Origin of the sequence: Achromobacter sp. MYb9 (assembly GCF_002975275.1) — a bacterium.
Classification (GTDB): Bacteria; Pseudomonadota; Gammaproteobacteria; order Burkholderiales; family Burkholderiaceae_B; genus Achromobacter.
This window is the reverse complement of sequence record NZ_PCOQ01000001.1, coordinates 602162-617797: the sequence shown is the minus strand read 5'-3', so window position 1 is coordinate 617797 and position 15636 is coordinate 602162. Positions and strand designations below refer to the sequence as shown.

At 65.3% G+C, this 15636-nt stretch carries 15 protein-coding genes; 4 read left to right on the top strand and 11 right to left on the bottom strand.

Annotated features, from left to right (window positions below; genetic code table 11):
• Positions 1 to 2: 2 nt before the first annotated feature.
• The 9 genes from CQ050_RS02780 to CQ050_RS02740 all read right to left on the bottom strand — a co-directional run bounded on the left by CQ050_RS02780 (position 3) and on the right by CQ050_RS02740 (position 9865).
• A complete protein-coding gene (locus tag CQ050_RS02780; RefSeq protein WP_105555293.1) occupies positions 3 to 416 on the bottom strand; it encodes a RidA family protein in 414 nt (137 codons plus the stop codon).
• Positions 417 to 426: 10 nt separating this feature from the next.
• Positions 427 to 1920, bottom strand: a complete 1494-nt coding sequence (locus CQ050_RS02775) for an amidohydrolase family protein (protein WP_105555292.1) — start codon at positions 1918 to 1920, stop codon at positions 427 to 429.
• A gap of 14 nt (positions 1921 to 1934) precedes the next feature.
• The gene (locus CQ050_RS02770; protein WP_105555291.1) at positions 1935 to 2807 is read right to left on the bottom strand and encodes a MurR/RpiR family transcriptional regulator; all 873 of its coding nucleotides are present in this window, start codon (positions 2805 to 2807) and stop codon (positions 1935 to 1937) included.
• Between the two features lie 36 nt (positions 2808 to 2843).
• Positions 2844 to 3842 (bottom strand): ABC transporter ATP-binding protein, encoded by a 999-nt coding sequence (locus CQ050_RS02765; RefSeq protein ID WP_105555290.1) that lies wholly within the window; start codon positions 3840 to 3842, stop codon positions 2844 to 2846.
• The gene (locus tag CQ050_RS02760) at positions 3839 to 4846 is read right to left on the bottom strand and encodes an ABC transporter ATP-binding protein (protein ID WP_105555289.1); all 1008 of its coding nucleotides are present in this window, start codon (positions 4844 to 4846) and stop codon (positions 3839 to 3841) included. Before CQ050_RS02760 ends, CQ050_RS02765 begins: the two co-directional genes overlap by 4 nt.
• A 2-nt stretch (positions 4847 to 4848) precedes the next feature.
• On the bottom strand, positions 4849 to 5700 hold the full coding sequence (locus CQ050_RS02755) for an ABC transporter permease (RefSeq protein ID WP_369868242.1): 852 nt from the start codon (positions 5698 to 5700) through the stop codon (positions 4849 to 4851).
• A 138-nt stretch (positions 5701 to 5838) separates the two neighbouring features.
• Positions 5839 to 6780, bottom strand: coding sequence for an ABC transporter permease (locus CQ050_RS02750; protein WP_105555287.1), 942 nt, complete (start codon positions 6778 to 6780; stop codon positions 5839 to 5841).
• A 143-nt stretch (positions 6781 to 6923) separates the two neighbouring features.
• Positions 6924 to 8483 (bottom strand): ABC transporter substrate-binding protein, encoded by a 1560-nt coding sequence (locus CQ050_RS02745; RefSeq protein WP_105555286.1) that lies wholly within the window; start codon positions 8481 to 8483, stop codon positions 6924 to 6926.
• 113 nt (positions 8484 to 8596) lie between these two features.
• Positions 8597 to 9865, bottom strand: coding sequence for an amino acid deaminase (locus CQ050_RS02740; protein ID WP_105555285.1), 1269 nt, complete (start codon positions 9863 to 9865; stop codon positions 8597 to 8599).
• Positions 9866 to 10041: 176 nt separating this feature from the next.
• Here CQ050_RS02740 and CQ050_RS02735 point away from each other — a divergent pair, with 176 nt between their 5' ends.
• The 4 genes from CQ050_RS02735 to CQ050_RS02720 all read left to right on the top strand — a co-directional run bounded on the left by CQ050_RS02735 (position 10042) and on the right by CQ050_RS02720 (position 14132).
• Positions 10042 to 10833, top strand: a complete 792-nt coding sequence (locus CQ050_RS02735; protein WP_105555284.1) for a deaminated glutathione amidase — start codon at positions 10042 to 10044, stop codon at positions 10831 to 10833.
• A gap of 90 nt (positions 10834 to 10923) precedes the next feature.
• Positions 10924 to 12264 carry a replication-associated recombination protein A gene (locus tag CQ050_RS02730; RefSeq protein WP_105555283.1) on the top strand — a complete coding sequence of 447 codons (1341 nt, stop codon included), beginning with the start codon at positions 10924 to 10926 and terminating at the stop codon, positions 12262 to 12264.
• A 42-nt stretch (positions 12265 to 12306) separates the two neighbouring features.
• On the top strand, positions 12307 to 13653 hold the full coding sequence (gene serS, locus CQ050_RS02725) for a serine--tRNA ligase (protein WP_105555282.1): 1347 nt from the start codon (positions 12307 to 12309) through the stop codon (positions 13651 to 13653).
• A gap of 230 nt (positions 13654 to 13883) precedes the next feature.
• Positions 13884 to 14132 carry a hypothetical protein gene (locus tag CQ050_RS02720; protein ID WP_105555281.1) on the top strand — a complete coding sequence of 83 codons (249 nt, stop codon included), beginning with the start codon at positions 13884 to 13886 and terminating at the stop codon, positions 14130 to 14132.
• Positions 14133 to 14431: 299 nt separating this feature from the next.
• On the opposite strand, the gene CQ050_RS02715 is transcribed toward CQ050_RS02720, so the two are convergent.
• Together CQ050_RS02715 and CQ050_RS02710 are read right to left on the bottom strand one after the other, a co-directional pair.
• Positions 14432 to 14776: a virulence factor gene (locus CQ050_RS02715; protein ID WP_105555280.1), complete on the bottom strand. Its 345-nt coding sequence runs from the start codon at positions 14774 to 14776 to the stop codon at positions 14432 to 14434.
• A gap of 290 nt (positions 14777 to 15066) precedes the next feature.
• Positions 15067 to 15564 (bottom strand): hypothetical protein, encoded by a 498-nt coding sequence (locus tag CQ050_RS02710; protein ID WP_105555279.1) that lies wholly within the window; start codon positions 15562 to 15564, stop codon positions 15067 to 15069.
• Positions 15565 to 15636: the final 72 nt, after the last annotated feature.

Here is a 15636-nt window from a genome sequence, read left to right as displayed (position 1 = left end):
CATCAAGGACGCTTGTACGCCACGCAATCGATCTCGACCTTGGCGTCCACCATCAGGCTGGACTGCACGCAGGCGCGGGCGGGCGGGTTTTCGCCGAAGTATTCCTTGAACACCTTGTTGAACGACGGGAAGTCGCGGGCGTCGTCCAGCCATACGCCGCAGCGCACGACGTGTTCCGGGCCATAGCCCGCTTCCTTCAGGATGGCCAGCAGTTGCTGGATGGCCTTGTGGCATTGCGCGACGGTGCCGCCTTCGATCACCTCGCCATTTTCCATTGGCACCTGGCCGGACACGTGCAGCCAGCCGTCGGCGGCGACGGCGCGCGCGAACGGCATGTGGGAACCGCCCTGGCCGGTACCGCCAGCGACGCCGTAGCGGGTGATGCCGTTCTTGTCGGGGGTGGGGGCATTGCTCATGGATGGCTCCTTATTGGGATGGGGGTGATGCCGGAGAAAGGGAAGACGCCGCCGCGAAGCTCGCGCGGAGGTCGCCGTTGCGCGGCAGCCAGCGCCCGGCGCGGTCGCCAGTAGGCTGCCCCTGGTGGTAAGACAAGGCGCCGTTCACCCACACGGCTTCGATGCCGGCTGCGGTCTGGACGGGCGCGGCGAAGGTGGCGCGGTCGATGACGGTGTCCGGATTGAACAGCACCAGATCGGCGTGATAGCCCTCGCGCACCAGGCCACGGTCGGCCAGGCCGAAGCGGGCGGCGGACAGGCCGGTCATCTTGTGCACCGCCTGACTCAGCGGGAACAGCCCGACATCGCGGCTGTAATGGCCCAGCACGCGGGGGAACGCGCCCCACAGCCGTGGATGCGGCATCGGGTCGTTGGGCAGACCGTCCGAACCCACCATCGTCAACGGGTGCGACAGCACGCGGCGCACGTCGTCTTCATGCATGTTGTGATACACGGCGCCGGCCGGTTGCAGGCGGCGCGCGGCCGCAAGCAGCGTCACGCCCCAGTCGGCGGCAATGGCGGCCAACTTGCGGCGCGCCTGCTCGGGGTGCGGCACGGACCACGTGATGTCGATGTCGAATTCGTCGGTGACCTGCTTCAAGTCCAGCGTGGACGAGCTGGCCGAATACGGATAACAGTCGCACCCCACATGCTGCAGGCGGCCCGCGTTCTCAAGGCTGAACAGCACTTCCTTCGTGCGGCCCCAGTTGCCGGCGCCCGCGCATTTCAGGTGCGACACCACCACCGGCACGCGGGCGTGCAAGGCGATGTCGAACGCCTCCTGCATGGCTTCCAGGATGGCCGCGAACTCCGAACGCAGGTGCGTCGTGTACAGGGCGCCGAATTCGTCCAGCGCTTCGGCCAGCAATTTGACTTCGTCCGTGTCGGCCTCGATGGCGGACGCGTAGGCCAGGCCGGTGCTCAGCCCGATCGCGCCATGCGCCAGCGCATCGCGCAACTGCTCGCGCATGGCCAGCACTTCGGCCGGCGTGGCGGCGCGGTCCAGGCGGTCCATGTGGTTGCTGCGCAAGGCGGTGTGGCCGACCAGCGCGGCAACGTTGACCGCCGGCCGCGCGGTTTCGATGGCGCGGGTGTAGTCGGCGAAAGTGGGGTAGCTGAAGTCTTCGCGGCCGCCCAGCAGGTTCATGGGGTCGGGAGGCTCCGCCGGCAGCGACACGGGCGATGCGCTGATGCCGCAATTGCCCACCACCACGGTGGTCACGCCCTGCGACAGCTTGGGCAGCATGCCGGGCGTGCGGATGACGTTGGTGTCGTCATGCGTGTGCACGTCGATGAAGCCGGGGGCCAGCGCCAGGTCCGTGCCGTCGACGATGTGGCGGGCCTGCGCGCCGGGCAGGGGGCCGATGGCGGCGATGCGGCCATCGGCCAGGGCCACGCTGGCGCGGTATTCGGCGCCGCCGGTGCCGTCCAGGACACGGACGTTGCCAATGAGGGTGTCGTACATCTTGGGTTCCAGGTTCAATCGCCCAGCGGCAAACGGTTCGGGCCACCGCGGTGCTCGTCCAGCGCCAGCTTGATGCGGCGCAGGCGTTCGCGGTTTTCCTCTTGGTTCAACATGGCCAGCTCGGTCGACAGCAGGTCGATGGCCAGCATCATCGCGTAGCGCGATGCCGAGGGTTTGTAGATGAAATCGGTTTCGTCGGTGCGAATCGGCAGCACCACGTCGGCCAGTTGGGCCAGTTCGGACGTGGCGTCCGTGATGGCGACGATGCGGGCGCGGTATTGCTTGACGATGCGGGCGGCGCCGACGATTTCGGGGGTAAGGCCGGAGGCCGACAGGATCAGCACGGCGTCGCGCTCGTCCAGCGTGGCGGCCACCATGCGCAGCAGCACGGCGTCGCTGTAGACGGCGATGGGGTACCCCAGGCGCACCAGGCGTGACTGCACTTCCTGCGCCAGCACGGCGGACGCGCCGCCCATGCCGAACACGTAGATCATGCGGGCGCCATCGACGATGGCCGATGCCTGCTCGAACAACTGTTCCGTGAAGGTGGGCAAGTGCGCGCGCAGCGTGCTTTCGATGTCGGCGTAGATGCGGGCGTAGAACGTGCTTTCCTCGGCGGGCGCGCTGGGGTCCAGGAAGCGGCTGCCCACCGTGCTGGCCTGCGCCAGCTTCATCTTCAGGTCGCGGGTGTCGTCGCAGCCCACCGTGCGCGCAAAGCGCGAGATGGTGGCGATACTGACGCCGGCCTTCGTGGCCAGCTGGTCGACCGTGGCGCTGGCGCCCCACATGATGTCGTCCAGGATGGCGTCCGCAACCTTGCGTTCAGTCACGCTCAGTGCGTCCCGCCGACTGCGTATCTGGAAGACGATGTCGCGGATGATGTTCATGTGGGATTCCTGGATCAGATCTGGACGGGGCGAAGGTTAGGCCAGCTCGGGGGCGCCGATGCGTGAACAGGCCACGAAGTGGCCCGGATCCACCTCGACGGCTTGCGCTTCGATCGTCGCGCAAGCATCGATGGCGTGCGGGCAGCGTGTGCGGAACACGCAGCCGGACGGCGGGTTGACGGGGCTGGGGATATCGCCTTTAAGCAGAATACGCGAACGCGGGGCGCGCGGGTCCGGCACCGGCGCGGCGGACAGCAGCGCGCGGGTATAGGGATGGCGCGGCCGGGCGTAGACCTCGCTGGTCGGCCCGCGTTCCATGACGCGGCCCAGATACATCACGACGACTTCGTCGCAAAGATAATCCACCACCGCCAGGTCGTGGGCCACGAACAGCATGGTCAGCCCCAGGTCGCGCTGCAGATCCTGCAGCAGGTTCAGCACCTGCGCCTGCACCGAGACGTCCAGGGCGGATACGGGTTCGTCCGCCACGATGAAATCCGGCTCCACCGCCAACGCGCGGGCGATACCGATGCGCTGGCGCTGGCCGCCCGAGAACTCGTGCGGATAGCGGCGGCTGTGGTCGGCGTTCAGGCCCACCCGCTCCAGCAGTTCACCGATACGCGCCGAGCGGCGGTGTTGCGCCAGCCGATGCGTGTCCAGCGCCTCGCCCAGGATCTCGGCCACCGTCATGCGGGGATTGAGGCTGGCGTAAGGGTCCTGGAACACGATCTGCATGCGGCGGCGCCACGGCAGCATCTGTTTTTCGTTCAGCTTGGTGATGTCGTGGCCGTCGAACAGGATGCGGCCCGCCGTGGGCGCGAACAGCCGCAGCAGCGCGCGGCCGGTGGTGGTCTTGCCCGACCCTGATTCCCCAACCAGGCCCACGATGGTGTTCTTCGGCACATCGAAGCTCACGCCGTCCACGGCCCGCACCACGGGGGCGTTGCGCGCCTGCGAGGTCGGAAAGTGGACTTTCAGGTCTTCGATGCGGACCAGCGGGTCTTCGGCGCGCACGGTCACTTGGGGGCTCGTCATATCGGGTTCACCTTGATGCAGCGCGCGCGATGTTCGGGTTGCACGGCGATCAGTTCGGGCACGGCGGAGCGGCAGTCGTCGGCGGCCAGTTCGCAGCGCGGCGCGAAGGTGCAGCCGGCCGGCAGCGACAGCACGCTGGGTACGTTGCCCGGGATGGCGCGCAGGCGTTCGCCCGAGGCCAGCAGGGCGGCGGTGGGCAGGCAGGACAACAGGCCGCGGGTGTACGGGTGCGTGGGCTTTTCAAACAGGTCGTAGACGCCGGCGTCTTCCACCACGCGTCCGGCGTACATAACCGCCACGCGATGCGCGATTTCGGCCACGACGCCCAGGTTGTGCGTGATGAACAGGATGCTCATGTTCATCTCTTGCTGCAGTCGGCGCAGCAGGTCCAGGATCTGCGCCTGCACGGTGACGTCCAGCGCCGTGGTGGGCTCGTCCGCGATCAGCACGGCGGGATTACAGGCCAGCGCCAGCGCGATCATCACGCGTTGCCGCATGCCGCCGGACATCTGGTGCGGGTATTCGTTGACGCGGCGGTCGGCGGCGGGAATCTCCACGCGTTCCAGCATTTCGCGGGCGCGCCGGATCGCCGCGGCATGGGACCCGCCTTCGTGCTGCAGCACCGCTTCGGCGATCTGGTCGCCCACCGTGTACAGCGGATTCAGGCTGGTCATCGGCTCCTGGAAGATCATGGCGATTTCAGCGCCGCGGATCTTCTGCAGGGTGGCGGGCGTGGCGCGGGCCAGGTCGTGCTGCGTGCCCCGGCGGTCGCGGTACAGGATCTTGCCGCCTTCGATGCGGCCGGCCGGCTTGGGCAGCAGGCCCATGATGGACAGGCTGGTCACGGACTTTCCGGAACCGGATTCGCCCACGATGGCCAGCGTTTCGCCGCGGGCCAGGTCGAACGTGACGCCGTCCACGGATTTGGCGATGCCGTCGCGGCTGTGGAACCAGGTTTTCAACCCTTCCACGGACAGCACGACGTCTCGGGTGCTTGCCGTCATGATTACAGCTCCTTGCGCAGGCGCGGATCGAGTACGTCGCGCAGTCCGTCGCCGACCAGTTGCAGCGACAACACGGACAGCACGATGGCGATGCCGGGAAAGATCATGATCCAGTCAGCCGAGCCCATGTACTGCTGGCCGGCGTTGATCATGGTGCCCCAGGTGGGGATGTCTGGCGACACGCCCACGCCCAGGAACGACAGCCCGGCTTCGGCCAGGATCGCGTAGGCGAAGATGAACGTGCCTTGCACCAGAATGGGCGACACCAGGTTGCGCAGCACGTGCACGGTGACGATGCGCCAGGTGGGCACGCCCAGCGCGCGGGCCGCTTCCACGAAGGGCAGCTCGCGGATCACGAGCGTCGAGGCGCGCACGATGCGGGCCAGGCGCGGCGTGTAGACGATGCCCAGCGCAATCACCACGTTGATCAGCGACGGCCCCAGCGCGGCCACCAGCGAAATTGCCAGCAGGATGTCGGGGAACGCCATCATGGCGTCGATCAGGCGCGATACGAATTTGTCGGCCGACCGGAAGAAGCCGGCAACCAGCCCCAGCGCAATGCCCAGCACGCTGGACACGATCACGACGGAAAAGCCCACCATCAGCGACAGCCGGCCGCCGTGGATGACGCGGCTGAACACGTCGCGCCCGAAGTCGTCGGTGCCAAACCAGTGCGCGGCGCCCGGCGCCTTCAGCCGGTTCATGATGGACAGCTTGAATGGGTCGTAGGGGCTGACCCACGGCGCCAGCAGCGCGGCGGCCACCAGCACGATGATCACGATCAGGCTGACGAGAACCGTCTTGCGGGACACCAGCAGGCGCAGCACCTGCCAGCGGTCGGTTCCGGAATTCATAGTAGATCCGGTTGTCATTTCAGTTGCTCCACTTGCGGTGCATCGGATCGGGGCCGCGCGGAGCCGGCTTTGCCGGGCCGCAGGCGGCGCCCCCTTGAGGGGGAAGCGCCGCTGGCGCTTCGGGGGTGGGGCGCATCATTAGTAACGGACCCGAGGATCGACCACCAGGTACAGCAGGTCGATGAGTAGATTGATCAGGACGTAGATCGCCGCGATGACCAGCAACGCGCCCTGGATGACGGGATAGTCGCGGCGCAATACCGCCGACACCACCAGGCTGCCCACGCCGGGCAGGCCGAACACGGTCTCGGTCACGACGGCGCCGCTGATCAGGAGGGCGGTCGTCAGGCCCAGCACCGTCAGGATGGGGATCAGCGCGTTGCGCACCGCGTGCTTCAGGATGACTTTGCTTTCCGGCAGGCCCTTGGCCCGCGCGGTGCGCACATAGTCGTCGCGCAGCACGTCCAGCATGCTGGCACGGATGAAGCGGGTGATCAGCGCGGAATTCACCAGGCCCAGCACCACGGCGGGCAAGATCAGGTGCGACAGGCGCGTGGCCAGCGATGCGTCGGGGCCGCCATAACCGGATACCGGCAGCCAGCCCAGCTTCACCGAGAAGATCTGCATCAGCAGCAGGCCCAACCAGAAACTGGGCACGCTGGAGGTGAACATCGAGAACGACAGCACTGACTGGTCCAGCGTGGTGCCGCGCTTGACCGCGGACAGGATGCCCACGGGCAGCGCGATCGCGCTGGCGATCAGCAGCGACATCAGGGTGAGCAAGATCGTGGGCTCGGCGCGGTCCGCCAGCGCCGACAGCACGGGCTTGTTCATGAAGATGGATTGGCCCAGGTCGCCCTGCGCCAGCTTGCCCAGCCACGACAGGTACTGCATCGCCATCGGCTGGTCCAGCCCCAACTGCGTGCGCAGCGCCGCGATGTCCTGCTGGCTGGCCTGCGGCCCCAGCATCACGGCCGCCGGATCGCCGGGCGTGACGCGGATGATGACGAACACGATGGTCGCGACGATGAACATCACGGCCACCAGCCCGACCAGCCGGTTTAAGAGATAACGCAACACGATGATGTCCTAAAAAACGTCATTCGGGACGGTGCGTGGAGCCAACCACGGCACCACCGTCCAATGATGGGTTTTGCGCGGCAGGCAGGCGGGTTCCTGCCTTGCCCTGCCGCGCTGTCCCTCATCCCAGGTACCGCGCGCCGTTATTTGGGGGCCTTCCAGGCGTTCCAGAAGAACGGCCACGGGGCGGGCTTGGTGCCTTGCAGCGACGGGGAACGCGCAGCCTGGGCATTGAAGTCACCGACCTTGACGAAGGGAATCTCGTCATACACGGCCTGTTGCACGTCGGCCCAGCGCTTGATGCGCTCTTCCTGCGTGCGCGCCTGGTTGAAGGCGTCCATCACCTGTGCGCGGCGCGGCGTGTCCCACCAGCCCGGCGCATCCTTGGAGGGGAAGTCGATCAGCGCGGGTTCCGGCAGGAAAACGCTGTGCGTAATGAAGATGTCCCACACGGCGGGGTCCTGGCGGCGTTGCGTCAGGGTGGCCCAATCCACAACCTGCATGTCCACCGTGAAGCCGGCGGCCTTCAGGTATTCCGCGGCCACCAGCGCCATCTTGTAATGAAACTCGTATTGCTGGCTGGTCAGGATGCGGATCTTCTTGTCGGCCATGTTGGCGCTGTCCAAGAGTTTCTTGGCGGCGGCGGAGTCGGCCTTGTTGTAGACCTTGCCGCCCAGCGACGTGGCCCACGGGTAGCCTTCCGGATACAGGTCGCCGTTCAGCTTGTAGAAGTCCTTGTTGCCAAAGGCGGCGAACAGCATGTCTTCTTCGTTCAGCGCCAATTGCACCGCCTGGCGCACGGCCAGGTTGGACATGATGCCTTGCTTGGTATTGAGCACCAGGCGCGGCCAGCCGAAGGGCTTCAGCATCACCGGGTCCGAACGGCCGCCCTTGAGCTTGTCCAGCGCTTCCACCGGCAGCGAGTCGACATAGTCGAACTGGCCGGCGGCAGCGGCTTCCGAGCGGGTATTGGCGTTGCTGACCGGCACGAAGCGGATTTCGTCCAGGTACTGCTTGCGCGCGCCGCCATAGCCGTCGGGCTCGCCTTCGCGCTGCTTGTAGCCTTCGAAACGCACCAGCTGGATGTACTGGTCCGGCACGCGGGCCTTCAACTGGTAGGGCCCCGTGCCGACGATTTCGGTCAGCACCGGCGCAATCTTGCCTTTGGGCATGATGACGGCCGCGGCGTTGTTCATGGCCAGCAGCGCGGTCAGCGGCGCATAGGGCTGCTTGAGCGTGATGCGGATGGTGTTGGCGTCGGGCGCTTCGATGCTGCTGATCACCTTGGCGGCGCCCTTGCCGCGCGTGGCGGTCTCGGTCCAGCGCTTAAGCGATGCCAGCACGTCCGACGAGTCCATCTTGGAACCATCGTGGAACGTGATGCCCTGGCGCAGCGGGATGGTGTAGATCAGGCCGTCGGGGGTAACGTCCGGCATCTTGTCGGCCAGCAGCGGAGTCAGGTTCCACTTGGCGTCGAAGGTGTAGAGCGTTTCGAAGAAATGCTGCGTCAGGATGCCCACCAGATCGGCGGTGCTGGTCATCGGATCCAGCGTCGGCGGCTCGCCGATGGTGGCGACGGATATCGTGCCTCCCTTGACGGGCGCGGCACAGAGGGCGGGGGACGACAATGCGGTCAAGCCAATTGCGCCGGCCGCGAGCAGGCTGGTCAGCCTACCGCCTCGCCGGGAGGGTCGGAAGTTCATGATTCTCTCTCCAGAGGGTCAAAAACAGGTTGTCGCGGGGTATCGGTCAAGCGCCTGGATCCCGGGTCTTACCGCCCCCTCGGGCTTGGCGCGGTGCGGCGGGCGGGGGACGTTCAGAAGAAGGTTTCGGCCACGTCGGTGACGCGGTACTGCTCGTCCACCAGCAACACCTGGCGCCACTTGTCGAACGTCAGGCAGGGGTGGGAAATATCGAAAGCGATCATGTCGCCGACCTGGATGTCGTCGCCTTCGCCAATCTGCATGAACGCGTGCTGGTCCATCATGGCGGTCAGCTTCCATGTTGGCGGCGCGTCGGCGGGCGCGTTCTGGCCGGGGCGGAATTGCAGGGCGGGCGTGGGCAGGCCGGCGTCGAACGCCGCGTCGCGCTTGCCCATGGCGATGATGGCGCGGCCGGGTTCGGGCAGCGATTGCACGTAAGCCCAGACCTGCAAGGCGGGCAACAGGCCCGGTTCCATCTTCCGTGCCACGGGGTTGTGGGCGTTGATGCGTTCCGCCGCCGAACGGTAGACGCCTACGTCGTGCGACAGATAGCAGCCGGGGCGCAGCACCACTTCCAGCGGGGCGCCGATGTCCAGCTGCGAGAACTCTTCGGCCACCACGTCGAACCAGGCCGAGCCGGCGCCGGAAATCACGGCGGGGCCGCTCTTGCGCAGGCGCCCGGCGGTGGCCAGGGCGCGCAGGGCGTCGGTGGCGCGGCGAAGGAAGGCGCGAATGGCGCCTTCTTCCTGCAGCACGCCTTCATAAACTTCGATGCCGGCCAGCGCCAGGCCGGGCCACCGGCCGATTTCCTCGACCACGGCTTGGAACTGCGCGTCATTGCGCACGCCCGTGCGTCCGCCTGCGGGGCCCAGTTCGATCAGCACGGGCAAGGTCAGGCCCTGCTCGCCGAAGAACTGGCCCAACTGGGCAGCATTGGCGGCGGAATCCACAATGCAGAAATAGGTAAAGGCGGGATCTTGCAGCAGGCGGGCGATGATGGCCATGTTGGCGCGGCCAACCAGTTGGTTGGCCATCAGCACGCGGCGGATGCCGTGCTGGTACGCGGCCAGCACCTGCGGCGCGGTCGCCAGCGTGATGCCCCAGGCGCCGTTGTCGATCTGGCGCTTGAACAGGGCAGGGCTCATCGTGGTCTTGCCGTGCGGCGCCAGCTTGACGTGGTAGGCCTCCATGAACTGCTGCATCCACTGCAGGTTGTGGCGGACGCGGGCCTCGTACAGCACCGCTACCGGCAGGCTGACGTCTTCGTCCAGCAGGTTCCAGTTCAGGGCCGCCACGTCGGCGGTGGTACAGGACTCGGGGAACGCGCCCAGGCCTTTGCCGTTCACGTCCAACAAGGCTGCGGGGGAGGAGGAGTTCGTCATGGCGGGCGTCGGTTATGGAAAATATTTACGTCAAAGTCTATTTTTTTCATTATCGTGAAAGAAATTTACAAGCGGGAGCTAGGAGTTACCCGTAGTCGGCACGTCGGACCAGTTGGCGCGACAATAGGAAATGCCGGGCACAAGCCGGAAAATACTGATCCGCACAAGGAAAAGCCATGCTGAAAGTTGCTTTGGGCCAGTTCGCCGTTAGCCGCGTCTGGGAAGAGAACGCCCAAGTCTGCGTCGACCTGATGGAGCGCGCCCGCGCGGGCGGAGCCGATCTGCTGGTGCTGCCCGAAGGCATCCTGGCTCGCGACATCACCGATCCGCAGATCGTGTTGAAGGCCGCGCAACCGCTCGATGGTCCGTTCATGAGCCGTTTGCTTGCGGCAAGCCGGGGTTCGTCCCTGTCGACCATGATGTGCGTGCACATCCCCACCGGAGAAGGGCGGGTCTGGAACACGCTTGTCACGCTGCGTGACGGCGAAATCGTGTCGCAGTACCGCAAGCTGCACCTGTACGACGCTTTCAACATGAAAGAGTCCACCAACGTCACGCCTGGCACTGAAATCCCGCCCTTGCTTGAAATCGGCGGCCTGCGCGTGGGCCTGATGACCTGCTACGACGTGCGCTTTCCCGAAATGGCGCGCCGCCTGGCGCTGGACGGCGCGGACCTGCTGGTGTTGCCGGCCGCCTGGGTACGCGGCCCGCTGAAGGAAATGCACTGGGAAGTCCTCGTCACGGCGCGCGCGCTGGAGAACACCTGCTATGTGGCGGCTACCGGCGAATGCGGCGAACGCAATATCGGTTGCAGCATGGTGGTGGACCCCTTGGGCGTCGTGACGGCGCGCGCGGGCGAGGCGCCGGCGCTGGTGTTCGCGGACATCGACCCCGAGCGCCTGGCGCATGCCCGCCGCGTGCTGCCGGTGTTGGCCAACCGCCGCTTCGCGCCGCCGGAATTGTCCTGAACGGCCGCGGGCCGCGGGGCCGGGCCCGCGGCGGCGGTCATGGTGTAATACCCACTTGAACTTCTTGCTGTCTTCCCTCATCTGCTGCCAATGAGCAACGATCTCTTCGCGGCCGATCCCGCCCATCGGCCTTACGTGCCCCTGGCCGAGCGCCTGCGCCCGCGCACGTTGTCCGACGTCGTCGGGCAATCGCACCTGCTGGGCCCCGATAAGCCCCTGCGTGTCGCTTTCGAATCCGGCCGTCCGCACTCCATGATCTTCTGGGGGCCGCCGGGCGTGGGCAAGACCACGCTGGCGCGCCTGATGGCCGACGGTTTCGACGCGCAGTTCATCGCCATTTCGGCCGTGCTGGGCGGCGTCAAGGACATTCGCGAGGCCGTCACGGTGGCGCAAGTGGCGCAAGGCCAGGGCCGCCGCACCATCCTCTTCGTCGACGAGGTGCACCGCTTCAACAAGGCGCAGCAGGACGCCTTTTTGCCCTACGTGGAAAGCGGGCTGTTCACTTTTATCGGCGCCACCACCGAGAACCCCTCGTTCGAGGTCAACTCGGCCTTGCTGTCGCGGGCGCGGGTGTACGTGCTGCAATCGCTTTCGCCCGAAGAACTGCAGCAACTGGTCGACCGCGCGGTCGCTGCGTTGAACGATGGGCTGGAAGAGGGCGAAGCCATCCGTGTGGAGGCCGACGCGCGCGAACAACTGGCGGCCTGGGCCGACGGCGACGCCCGTCGTCTTATCAGCGCGGTGGAAGTCGTGGCCGAATCGGCACAGTCGGCGGGCCGCGACTCGGTGGACGCCGCCTGGCTGGAGATCTCGCTGTCGCAGAACCTGCGGCGCTTCGACAAAGGCGGCGACGCCTTCTACGACCAGATCAGCGCGCTGCATAAATCGGTGCGCGGGTCCAACCCGGACGCCGCCCTCTACTGGTTCTGCCGCATGATCGACGGCGGCGCCGATCCCAAATACCTGTCGCGCCGGCTGGTGCGCATGGCGGTCGAAGATATCGGCCTGGCCGATCCGCGCGCCACCGACCTGGCGGTCAATGGCGCCGACATCTATGAACGCCTGGGTTCGCCCGAGGGCGAGCTGGCGCTGGCGCAAGCCGTGGTCTACATGGCCTGCGCGGCCAAATCCAATGCCGTCTACAACGCCTACAATCAGGCACGCCAGTTTGCGGCGGAGCACGGCAGCGCGCCGGTGCCCATCCATCTGCGCAACGCGCCCACCAAGCTGATGAAGCAACTGGGGCACGGCAAGGCCTACCGCTATGCCCACGACGAGCCGCATGGCTACGCCGCGGGCGAACAATATTTCCCTGATGGACTGAAGCCTTCCTTCTATCGGCCGACCGATCGCGGCCTGGAGGCTAAAATCCAGCAAAAGTTGGCATTCCTGCGTGAGCTGGACGCGCAGGAACGCGCCAAGAACCGGTGATGGGCCACGCCCTTCGCCTTCCGCAACCTCACTGACATCACCATGCTAGACCCGATACTGCTGCGTAAAGACCTGCAAACCGTCGTAGACCGCCTCAAGAGCCGTGGCGTGTCCTTCGACACGGAACGGTTCAACGATCTGGAGTCTCGCCGCAAGGCCGTCCAGACCGAAACCGAGTCCCTGCAAGCCCGCCGCAACGCGCTGGCCAAGCAGATCGGTCAGTTGAAGGCGAAGGGCGAAGACGCCAGCGCCGTCATGGCCGAATCGCAGGCCGTGCCGGTCCGCCTGAAGCAACTGGAAGAAGAGCTGGCTGCCTTGCAGGCTCCGCTCAACGACCTGCTGATGTCAGTGCCGAACCTGCCCCACGCCAGCGTGCCGCAGGGCGAGTCCGCCGACGACAACGTCGAGGTCCGCCGCTGGCTGCCGGGCGCCGCTGGCGCCGACGGCAATCCGCCGGCCCTGGCGTTCGACGCGCGCGACCACGTCGCCATCGGCGAACCGTTGGGCCTGGATTTCGACATGGCGGCCAAGCTGTCGGGTGCGCGCTTTTCGTTCATGCGCGGCCCGATCGCCCGCCTGCACCGTGCGCTGTCCCAGTTCATGCTGGACCTGCAAACGGGCACGCACGGCTACACCGAGTGCTACACGCCCTATATCGTCAACGCCTCGACCCTTTACGGAACCGGGCAGTTGCCGAAATTCAAGGACGACATGTTCGCGGTCTCCAAGGGCGGCGGCGATGACGACCCCAAGGTGGACGCCGCGGGCAATCCGTACGTGCGGGAAGACCAATACCTGATCTCCACGTCGGAAATCACGCTGACCAGCGTGGCGCGCGACACCATCCAGTCCGCCGCCGACCTGCCGCTCAAGCTCACCGCCCACACGCCGTGCTTCCGTTCCGAAGCCGGCAGCGGCGGCCGCGATACCCGCGGCATGATCCGTCAACACCAGTTCGACAAGGTCGAAATGGTGCAGATCACGCAGCCGGACCAGTCTTACGAGGCATTGGAAGACATGGTCGGCCATGCCGAGCGCGTGCTGCAATTGCTGGGCCTGCCGTATCGCGTCATGCTGTTGTGCACGGGCGACATGGGTTTTGGCGCCGCCAAGACCTACGACCTGGAAGTCTGGTTGCCGGCGCAAAACACCTGGCGCGAGATTTCGTCGGTGTCCAACTGCGAGACATTCCAGGCCCGCCGCATGCAAGCGCGTTTCCGCAATGCACAAGGTAAACCGGAATTCGTGCACACCTTGAACGGTTCGGGCCTGGCGGTCGGCCGTGCGTTGGTGGCCGTGCTGGAAAATCATCAGCAAGCCGACGGCAGCGTGCATGTCCCGGAAGCTTTGCAGCCTTACATGGGCGGCTTGACGGTACTGAAACCCTGACGCGTATCGCGCCTATCCTCCATTTGGAGGATAAAAAGACGGAGCCTGCGGGCTCCGTTTTTTTTTATCATGCGACATATTCCTGTCGCTTTCCCTGATTATGCTCACTCGCGTGTGTGCTTGATTTTGATGTGAGCAATTGTGTATTTTTAATAAAAGGGCCGGATAGTTACGGCACAATACACCCGCGTTCTACACGCTTCATTCACATATAAAACAAGGAGTTGTCCATGACTTCAAGAAAGATTGGAGATTTTCGTGTGAGATGCTCTGTCGCTCATGAAGAAGAGCAGGGCTACCGCGTGCAGATATGGACACGCCGAGTCGGCGGTACCGCACCGGAAAAATGCTGGACAGTGCCCGGACAGGCGCCGTTCTCGGACTTGCACGAAGCAGAACAGGAAAGCCGCCAACTGTTCCAAGAAATCAATGGCGTGCGTTTCAATGGTGAACCGGAGTTTGCTCATGCGTCCGCATAATGGTTGGTGGCGGGCGTCAAGCGCGCCCCGCAGATGGATTGATCTTGTTCAGGAATCGTCGCAAGAGGCCAACAAGGCCAATGTGGCAGTGCAGAAGCCGGCCGTCCTGGTTGGCAAACCGGTACAGGCTCCCGCAGCCTGACTGGGTTCCAGCGAGGGCACCGGACAATGCCCTGACGGAACGGCATCATGGCCCCAGGCCTCGGATGCTTCGTATGTTTGCTCCCCAGGGAGTCCTTTTTATGTTGGGACCGCCGGGCGACAAAAAAGGCCACTCATTCGAGTGGCCTTTGCCTTTTTCAACGGCGCCAATCGCCGCGGTCGTGCCCATGTCCGTGTCCATGTCCACGGTAATGGCCGTTGCCGCCGTAGTAACGTTGCGGCGGGCCGCCGCGCCAGTAGGGGCCGCCGCGATAATAGACCGGGGCGGGGTATACCACCGGCGGGGCGACATACACCGGCGCCGGACGGTAATAGACGGGCGGTGGCGGGGCCACATAGACCGGGGCGGGTGCGACATACACCGGCGCCGGATAGACCACCCCGGGGATGCCGATGGAAATGCCCACATCCACACGGGCCAGTGCGACGCTGGAGATCAGCAGACCCGCGGCACCAACACTTGCGATAAGCCATTTTTTCATGTTGCACCTGCCTGCTGCATGACGCAGCAAAGTTGAGTATTCGACGGCCCTATTTTCGGGCTTTCCGGCACGCTTTTCGTAAGCGAGCCTCCCTCAATAGCGACAATCCGCAACTGCTGCCCTGTATGAATCCAGGCAGGTGCTGCACTGCGGCGTGGTGCGCCCGCCCTGGTAAACCCGCACTTGAAATGGATTGAAATCAAGTGGAATGAGATGAAGTCCGGGTAGCGAGTTACACGCCGTCACCAACCCGGCATGGCCCGCCAGGCGCGGGCGGAGGGGCGCCGCGCTTATTCGGCCTGCTGGCGCCGGAATTCCACGACCCAGACCCACGGATTCGCCGCCCAGGCATGCGAACCGTAGCGTTCACACCACGTCAGCGCGAACGCCGTTTGAAGCGGTACGCCCGGTAGCAACGCCGATGACTCATACAGCGCTTGCGTGCCTTCGGCACGCGCGTCGGCTTCGGTCAGGTTTTGCAAACGCTGTATGCGCACGCCCACGATCACCGCGCTGGCGAACGGCTGGCCGGCTTCATCCGTCAATATGATGCTCTCGCCGGATTTTCCGTAGGGACATCGCACCCAGCTGGACGTTTTGCGCAACTCGGCGGGATTATCTCGGTTCGGACCCATGGCCACCCACCTGCCGGAGTCTTCGGCATCGGCGTACCAGACGGTCGTGGGTTTAGTCGGCTGCGGCTTCAAAATGCGGCGGCTCTGCACTTTGGAGCCGTCCAACACGGCCTGTTTAAGCGGTTCGCTGAATTGAAGTGGCTGCCTTTTCATGCGCTCGCTATTCTCCTATCGATTAACCCCCGACCATTTTCGGCAGTGCGTCCAATCGATGTGTGACTCGTG